The sequence below is a fragment of the Natronoflexus pectinivorans genome, from assembly GCF_004345615.1.
In the GTDB taxonomy this organism is placed as follows: domain Bacteria; phylum Bacteroidota; class Bacteroidia; order Bacteroidales; family Marinilabiliaceae; genus Natronoflexus; species Natronoflexus pectinivorans.
Map to the genome: position 1 here is coordinate 70,646 of NZ_SLWK01000016.1, position 7,882 is coordinate 78,527.

Consider the following 7,882-nt stretch of genomic DNA (forward strand, 5'->3'; position numbering starts at 1 on the left):
TAATTATGAAAAATCTTTATCTGACTGCGGTTATATTGGTCTTCTTGTTCTTTCATTATCTGTCAACAAATGCTCAGCAAGCCAATTTGATTGAAGAATCCGAAAGTACAAGCACCAACCTCATCGCTCATCCGGTTCCTGATCGTTCTTTATTCTTTAATCCTTTTGATGCTGGTGTATCAATGCCGATAATTTGGGGGCTAGATTTGGCTTGGCTTAGTGAATCAAATATCAGAAGAGGAGTTGCATTTATGGGAGAGCATAAGGTTGATTTGGTTAGGTCTTCTTTTACTCCAACAGCACCATTAATTGATGGTGAGTTGCAGGCTGAAGAGATGTCAATTCTTAATGAACGGTTACGGATCATTGATCTATTGCCATCCACCACTCAAGTTGTTCTGAATTGTGATCATCCGTCTGTCGATCCATGGTTCAATGGTAATGCAGAGCGTTGGGCTCAGTTGATAGATGTAACTACAAGGCTCCATCAGGAGCATGGACGTACCGTCGTTACCGTTTCTCCTTTTAATGAGCCTGATTATGGATGGGGACAGGGATCAGTTACTGATTTTTATAATATTGCAGGTTTATTGAGAGAAAATCCTCGTTTTGAGAACATCAGAATTTCGGGAGGAAATACCCTTAATGCCGATCAAGCATTGGTTTGGTATAACCAATTAAAGGATAGGTTAGATGAGGGAAATACACACCAATTAGCCGGGAGCTTTAATAATTACGCATTGTTTTTTGAAACAGTTAGAGCAAATGGACATCATGCCACGAATGACGAGTTGCATAATGTGATGGAGGCAATGGTTGGTGTAGAATACGGAATGCAAACAGGGATTTGGTGGGGCACAGCTGAGTATGCGCGTGGAGAGTTTGTAAAGGCAAGTGATGGAGAGCGTTTAAGTTATGCTGAACACCGACCTAATTGGACTGCGGCTTCGGTTTACAGATCTCCGGAAGGTAAAATACAGGCTTTTGGCGGAACTTCAGAAAGACAGGCAGTTACTACTTCTTATCGCTTTGTTTCGAAAGAGATGGATGTTTTTTTTGATGGACACGGGCCTCAACGGGAATACACCATGGTGTTACCGGGTGGAACAGGCTACCAACAAGGACAAACCAATGCAGAGCGAGTTGTTAATATTACTTGGGGTGACGATATTCAGCCGGTTATAGATGGTCAGTATGTAATTGTTAATCGAAACAGTCGCAGAGTGATGGAGGTGGCCGGAGGATCGTCCAATCCCGGATCTAATTTAAGGCAAGGAACGTTTGTAAATGCAGGATACCAGCAGTGGAATGTTACTCCGGCAGACTCAAGGATAGGCGGCGACTTTAGTTATTTTACCATTACCGGTGTCCATAGTGGCTTGGCACCGGATGTACTTAATTGGTCTCTTGAAGATGGAGCGAATATCATTGTTTGGAATGACGTAAAAGGAGGAAATCAACAGTGGTATCTTGAATATGCTGAGGATGGATGGTTTTATATCCGAAGCCGGCATAGTGCAAAGTGTCTTGAAATTGCAAACTCCAGTACAGCAAATGGTGCAAGTATTGTACAAGGAGCTAAAAATGGGAGAGCCAACCAACAATGGCGATTTATTCCTGTTGATGCACCGGTAGAATTCAACGCGCCGGAAGCTCCTCAAAACCTTACAGCCATTGCGAATTCGACTTCTGTGAGGTTGGAATGGTCTCCAAGTGCTGATGCGGATGTTGCAGGCTATACCATTTTAAGATCAGATTCAGAAACGGGACCTTACAATACAATTGCCCGAAATGTTACTACCACTTCTTTTGTTGATAATTCTGTTGACGTTGGCATTCAGTATTATTATGTAGTCCGAGCAAAGGATCTCTCTTTGAATCGCTCCGAAAACTCTAATCAAGTGGTTGCTATTGCTAATTGGGATAATGATCTGGTTGCCCAACTTCTTTTTGACGGAAATACGTTCGATAATACTGCCAATTTAAACCATAGTGCAACTTTTGGAAGTGTATCTTATGTTGAAGGAAATGCAACGAATGAAGCCATCCGGCTTAATGGATCAAATGCCTTTATTCAATTACCTTATACTGTAGCAAATCACCCGGAAATTACCATAGCCACTTGGGTTCATCCCAATAGAAATGCCATGTGGCAGCGTATTTTTGATTTCGGAAACGGAGAGGATGAGTATATGTTTCTTACAACAGAGTCAAATACAAGAGAACTTCGTTTTGCAATTAAAAATCATGGAGAAGAGCAACGTTTAAATGCACCAATGCTGCCACTTGGGGGATGGTCTCATGTTGCGATAACCATAAGTGGCTCAGAAGCTCGTTTGTATGTGAACGGTGAGTTGGTTGACGAATCAGACAACTTTTCGATTAGTCCTATGGATATTAAACCTGTTTTGAACTACATTGGTCGAAGTCAGTTTCCAGACCCTCTGTTTGGGGGAGCAATTAATGATTTTAGAATTTATAATTACGCACTATCCGATTTTGAAGTGAGTTCTATATCTGAAATTGTTCCCAATAGTTTTACTGAATTTGAACAAAACAAGAATCAGACAATAGATGTTTGGCCGATACCTGCAAATGATTTGCTGTTTATTAGAAGCAACGCATTTGACAAAAGCAACATAACATCTGTTAAACTTTATAATATTAGTGGACAGGTGGTTTTGAATAAATTGATTTTGAATATAAATGAGGCGCAAATTGATGTTTCAATTGTGCCCCCTGGAATTTATATTCTGAAATTAGAAAATGATGAAGGTTTCGCCATCCAAAAAATAATTTTAGAGAGGTAGGTGGCTCCTCAATTTTAAAGCCAAACAGAAGTGCTTTTTTAAAATAGATGTATAATTTGCTGATGGGTTTGGGATTATGAGAATCAGAACACCCCGTGAGATGGCTTGCATCTCACGGGCTGTTTTTTACTATAAACTATAACCCTCATTCCATCCAAATTTTTGAAAAAATATTGAGTTAGGCATTCTCTTGCTTTGTTAATTTTATGAAAAACACCACTTGTTTTAAAAGGTCTATTCCCTATTTCAGGTGTTTTTGTTAACTTTGCGGCTCAATTTTCGTAAGAAATTGTAATTTAAACATTGCAAATTAATGATTTAAACCAATCTGAATGAAGGAATTACTGAGTCTGTTTGATTACAGGCAAAAGATTGATTACAAGACAGAGATATTAAGTGGAATTACTGTAGCCACGGCATTGATACCTGAAGCCGTGGCTTTCTCATTAATTGCAGGGTTATCCCCACTTACCGGATTATATGCTGCATTTACTGTAGGTTTAATTACGTCTATTTTTGGAGGTCGTCCCGGAATGATTTCCGGAGCTACAGGTGCCATTGCGGTAGTGATTGTTACATTGGCTCATTCGCATGGTGTTGAATATGTATTTGCTGCAGTTGTATTAGCGGGAGTGCTTCAAATGCTTTTCGGAGTTCTTAAACTTGGGAAGTTTATTCGGCTTGTGCCGCACCCTGTAATGTTTGGTTTTGTAAATGGATTGGCAATCATCATATTTATGTCGCAATTGGATCAATTTAAAGAACGTGGGTTTGATGGGGTGTTGAGTTGGATGAGCGGGGAGCCACTGTTTATAATGTTAGGTTTGGTAGTTCTAACCATGATGATTATTTGGTTATTGCCAAGGTTTACCAAGGCTGTTCCATCATCATTGGTAGCCATTTTAGTGGTGTTTGCAATAGTGGCCGGATTAAATATAGACACAACAACCGTTGGAGATATTGCTTCCATACAGGGAGGTTTTCCTCCATTCAATATTCCCAAAGTACCTTTGACATTTGAAACTCTTCAAATTATTTTTCCTTATGCAGCTATTGTTGCAGGTGTGGGGTTAATTGAGAGTTTGCTCACCTTGAATCTGGTAGATGAAATTACCGGAACAAGGGGGTGGGGTAACCGTGAATCGTTTGCTCAGGGAATGGCCAATTTTACCACCGGATTTTTCTCCGGTATGGGTGGTTGTGCGATGATAGGACAAAGCTTAATTAATACCTCGAATGGCGCCAGAGCTCGGTTGTCCGGGATTGTGGCAGCTGTAATGTTGTTGGTTTTTGTAATGTTTGGTTCGGGTTTGATTGAAAAAGTTCCCATGGCTGCACTTACGGGCTTGATGATTATGGTTGCAATTGGTACCTTTGAATGGGCTAGTCTAAAAGTTTTTGGCCGCATGCCTAAATCAGACATCCTGGTGATGGCGGTGGTGACACTCATAACAGTGTTTTTACATAACCTGGCGTTGGCAGTTTTGATTGGTGTAATCATTTCGGCATTGGTTTTTGCATGGGAAAATGCAAAACGCATTCGTGCCAGAAAACATGTGGACAAAAATGGAGTAAAACATTACGAGATATTTGGCCCTTTATTTTTTGGTTCAGTGATGGCTTTTAATGAAAAGTTTGATGTGATTAATGACCCTGATGATGTGATTATTGATTTTAAAGAGAGCCGCATAACAGATATGAGTGCCATTGAAGCTCTTAACAAATTGACTGAAAAATATACTGCAGTTGGGAAAAAGATACAACTTCGGCATTTGAGTAGGGATTGCTATCAGTTGCTTCAAAATGCAGATAAAATTATTGATATCAATATTATGGACGACCCAACATATAAGGTGGCTCTTAACATTAAGGATAAAAAGAAATTGGACGAAGGCAAATAATGAAAAATTCAACCACCATAACAGCATATAGTCCTGCTGAAGAGAAACTCAACGTTCGCAGTCATGCGGTTGGTGTGTTGTTTGCCATTGTGGCATTTGTGTTGTTAATGATAAGAGCCGCTTCCATTGGCGATGTTTGGCACTGGGTGGCTTACACCATTTATGGTGTAAGCATCTTTACCATTTTTCTGGCATCAACGCTTTATCATAAATCAAAAAAGCCGGCTCAACGACTTCGGCTGAAAGTATTTGACCATGCAGCCATTTATCTTTCCATTGCCGGTACATACACCCCGTTTACTCTGATAACTTTGCGAGGCAGCTGGGGATGGACCATTTTTGGAATTGTTTGGGGCATTGCCATCGCAGGAATTGTCCTGAAAATATTTTTTGCCGGAAGATACAGACTGCTCTCTACCATTGGCTACGTAGCCATGGGTTGGATTGTGGTGATTGCTATCAAACCTTTGATTAACAATCTCTCTTTTGCAGGTCTCATGTGGCTGGCAGCAGGTGGTTTTTTATATACATCGGGAGCAGTCATTTATCAGATAAAACGCATCCCATACAATCATGCCATTTTTCATTTCTTCGTACTGAGTGCCGCTGTTTGTCATTTTATCGCTGTTTACTTATATACAAAATAAGGGAATCGCTGTTATAAGTTCCGATTGCTGAAAAATTGATGTTTAATGAACAAAAAAAAGCACATAAGAAATCAAATATTCCTTATGTGCCTTATGTGGTATAAACTTGTGGTTCTTAAATTTTACCCAGGGCCTGTTCCAAATCCGCCTTAATGTCATCAATGTGCTCAATGCCAGCCGAGAGTCTGAGAACACCCGGAGCTACACCTGATTTGATTTGCTCTTCGGCACTTAACTGTTCGTGTGTGGTTGATGCCGGATGAATAATCAATGTTTTGGCATCGCCGACGTTGGCCAGGTGGCTGATGAGTTCAAGACTGTTGATCACTGTATCTGCTGCGTCTTTTCCGGCTTTTACTTTGAACGAGAGCACTCCGCCAAATCCATTTTTAAGATACTTTTTTGCCAACTCGTGATACGGGCTGGAAGCTAGTCCCGGATAGTAAACTTCTTCAATTTTTGGATGCTTTTCAAGCCATTTGGCCAGTTCCAGGGCATTATCCACAGTTCTTTGAACCCTCAACGAAAGGGTTTCCAATCCCTGAATCAACTGAAAAGCATTGAATGGGCTTAAAGCAGCTCCGTAATCGCGCAATCCTTCCACCCGGGCTCGTATGGCAAAGGCAATGTTGCCAAATGGCCCCTGGTCGCCAAAAACTTCCCAGAATTTTAGGCCGTGATACCCTTCCGATGGTTCGGTGAATTGTGGGAATTTTCCGTTGCCCCAGTTAAAATTCCCTGCATCAACAATCACTCCACCAATGGAGGTTCCATGACCGCCAATCCATTTGGTGGCCGATTCAACTACCACATTGGCGCCGTGCTCAATGGGGCGAAAAAGATAACCGCCTGTACCAAAGGTATTGTCCACAACCAACGGTATGTTATGCTTTTTTGCAATGGCAGCAATGGCATCAAAATCCGGAATGTTGAAACGAGGGTTTCCAATGGTTTCCAGAAAGAGCGCTTTGGTGTTTTCGTCTATCTGTTTTTCAAATTCTTCTGGTTTGTCGCCATCTACAAATTTAACTTTGATGCCCAAGCGTTTAAACTGTACCTTAAACTGGTTGTAGGTTCCTCCGTAAAGATATGAGGTAGAAACAATATTGTCGCCCGCTTCTGCCAGGTTGGTAATGGCCAGAAATTGCGCTGCCTGTCCCGATGAAACCGCTACCGCAGCCACCCCGCCTTCGAGCGCTGCAATGCGTTTTTCAAACACATCGGTGGTGGGGTTCATAATACGGGTGTATATATTGCCGAACTCTTTCAGACCAAAAAGATTGGCTGCATGTTCGGAATTGTTGAATACGTAAGATGTGGTTTGGTAGATGGGCACTGCACGTGAATTGGTAGTAGGGTCAACTTCCTGACCCGCATGCAGTTGTAAAGTTTCAAATTTCATAATTCATTGGTTTTTTAATGTTTATATTTCAATATCGTTTAGTTTCTATGGCAATTTTTCAACCCCGATAGGGGTTATATGTGAATAACCGTGAGCGAAACTCTTGGCTAAAAAATACCTGTAAAATTCAACCCCGAATGGGGTTGAACACTTCTGGGGTCTTACTCCCATGACTTTCTCCCCCTCCGGCTACACCGGAGTCTATTGAGATTTAAGCCCTTCAGGCTTAACTAAAGGCTATTGGTTTAAATTAAAAAGTGTGGGAATCCACACTTTAATTTGTTCTAATATGTTCATTAAATCATCTCGTAACCTATTGACCCATCAACCTCTAATACACAGAAGCAAATTTGCTGAAAGCGATGGACAGAGGTGTGTCAGAACTGCTTAGTTCACCATCAGAAGAACAACGTTCCCTGATGATTTGTTCCCACCGTGACAACTTTTCATCATCAGAATCGGTATAAACCTGAAAGTTGACATCGATGCTTTGGAATTTATGATTTGAGGTCGGTTCATCCTGATTAAAAGAGAAACTCACCTGGCCGGATATCTCTACCGATAATTTGTTGAGTTTAACTCCCAGTTCTTTTGCAGCAATGTGTGCCATCATGTTTAAACAACCAGCTTGGCCGGCTAAAGCCTGTTCAACGGGATTGGTCTGAATGTCAGTTCCTCCAAGATTTACCGGTTCGTCTATCACCAGACTAAAAAGGCGGGCATTGGTGCCGGTTTTTGTTGAAATGGTTGAATGTGTCATGATGAATTGTTTTAAGTTGTTATTTGATATTACAAAGATGGTCGCTTTCTACATTTTGTGAAATCCCACAGATAAGGCATTTTATATACCATAAATGTGGGAGGGAGGGGACGGAGATGGGAGAAGGGAGACCGGAAATCGGAAACCGGAGACGGGGAAAAGGAATGGTGACAGGGTAACATGGAGACAAGGTAACAGGGTGACAAGGTGATAAGGTGGTGGAGTTCGGAGTTTAAAGTTTAAAGTTCTGGATTGAGGGTAATAGAATGTGCCGTCCTGAAATAGGTTGACCGTTTTTGAACGATTTTTAAAACAATTCAAAAACTGAAACTTATGAAAAATAGACGGTCACAATTTAAGTT

The 7,882-nt window shown here is 41.1% G+C and carries 5 protein-coding genes; 3 read left to right on the forward strand and 2 right to left on the reverse strand.

Features of this window, described 5'->3' with window-relative positions; genetic code table 11:
* Positions 1 to 5: 5 nt before the first annotated feature.
* From EV194_RS15240 to trhA, 3 genes are all read left to right on the forward strand, one after another.
* Complete coding sequence (locus EV194_RS15240) at positions 6 to 2,810, forward strand: LamG-like jellyroll fold domain-containing protein (RefSeq protein ID WP_132435126.1); 2,805 nt, start codon at positions 6 to 8, stop codon at positions 2,808 to 2,810.
* Positions 2,811 to 3,142: 332 nt separating this feature from the next.
* A complete protein-coding gene (locus EV194_RS15245) occupies positions 3,143 to 4,711 on the forward strand; it encodes a SulP family inorganic anion transporter (RefSeq protein WP_132435128.1) in 1,569 nt (522 codons plus the stop codon).
* On the forward strand, positions 4,711 to 5,358 hold the full coding sequence (trhA, locus tag EV194_RS15250; RefSeq protein ID WP_132435130.1) for a PAQR family membrane homeostasis protein TrhA: 648 nt from the start codon (positions 4,711 to 4,713) through the stop codon (positions 5,356 to 5,358). The genes EV194_RS15245 and trhA overlap by 1 nt, the downstream gene beginning before the upstream one ends.
* Positions 5,359 to 5,473: 115 nt before the next feature.
* Here trhA and EV194_RS15255 read toward each other — a convergent pair whose 3' ends face one another.
* Positions 5,474 to 6,760 (reverse strand): O-acetylhomoserine aminocarboxypropyltransferase/cysteine synthase family protein, encoded by a 1,287-nt coding sequence (locus EV194_RS15255; RefSeq protein ID WP_132435132.1) that lies wholly within the window; start codon positions 6,758 to 6,760, stop codon positions 5,474 to 5,476.
* A 331-nt stretch (positions 6,761 to 7,091) separates the two neighbouring features.
* Positions 7,092 to 7,520, reverse strand: a complete 429-nt coding sequence (locus tag EV194_RS15260; RefSeq protein ID WP_132435134.1) for an OsmC family protein — start codon at positions 7,518 to 7,520, stop codon at positions 7,092 to 7,094.
* Positions 7,521 to 7,882: the final 362 nt, after the last annotated feature.

What these genes read in the sequence shown, in the direction of transcription:
- EV194_RS15240 (WP_132435126.1), top strand. Translation starts at nt 6, where the DNA reads ATGAAAAATCTTTATCTGACTGCGGTTATATTGGTCTTCTTGTTCTTT.
- EV194_RS15245 (WP_132435128.1), top strand. Translation starts at nt 3,143, where the DNA reads ATGAAGGAATTACTGAGTCTGTTTGATTACAGGCAAAAGATTGATTAC.
- trhA (WP_132435130.1), top strand. Translation starts at nt 4,711, where the DNA reads ATGAAAAATTCAACCACCATAACAGCATATAGTCCTGCTGAAGAGAAA.
- EV194_RS15255 (WP_132435132.1), bottom strand. Translation starts at nt 6,760, where the DNA reads ATGAAATTTGAAACTTTACAACTGCATGCGGGTCAGGAAGTTGACCCT.
- EV194_RS15260 (WP_132435134.1), bottom strand. Translation starts at nt 7,520, where the DNA reads ATGACACATTCAACCATTTCAACAAAAACCGGCACCAATGCCCGCCTT.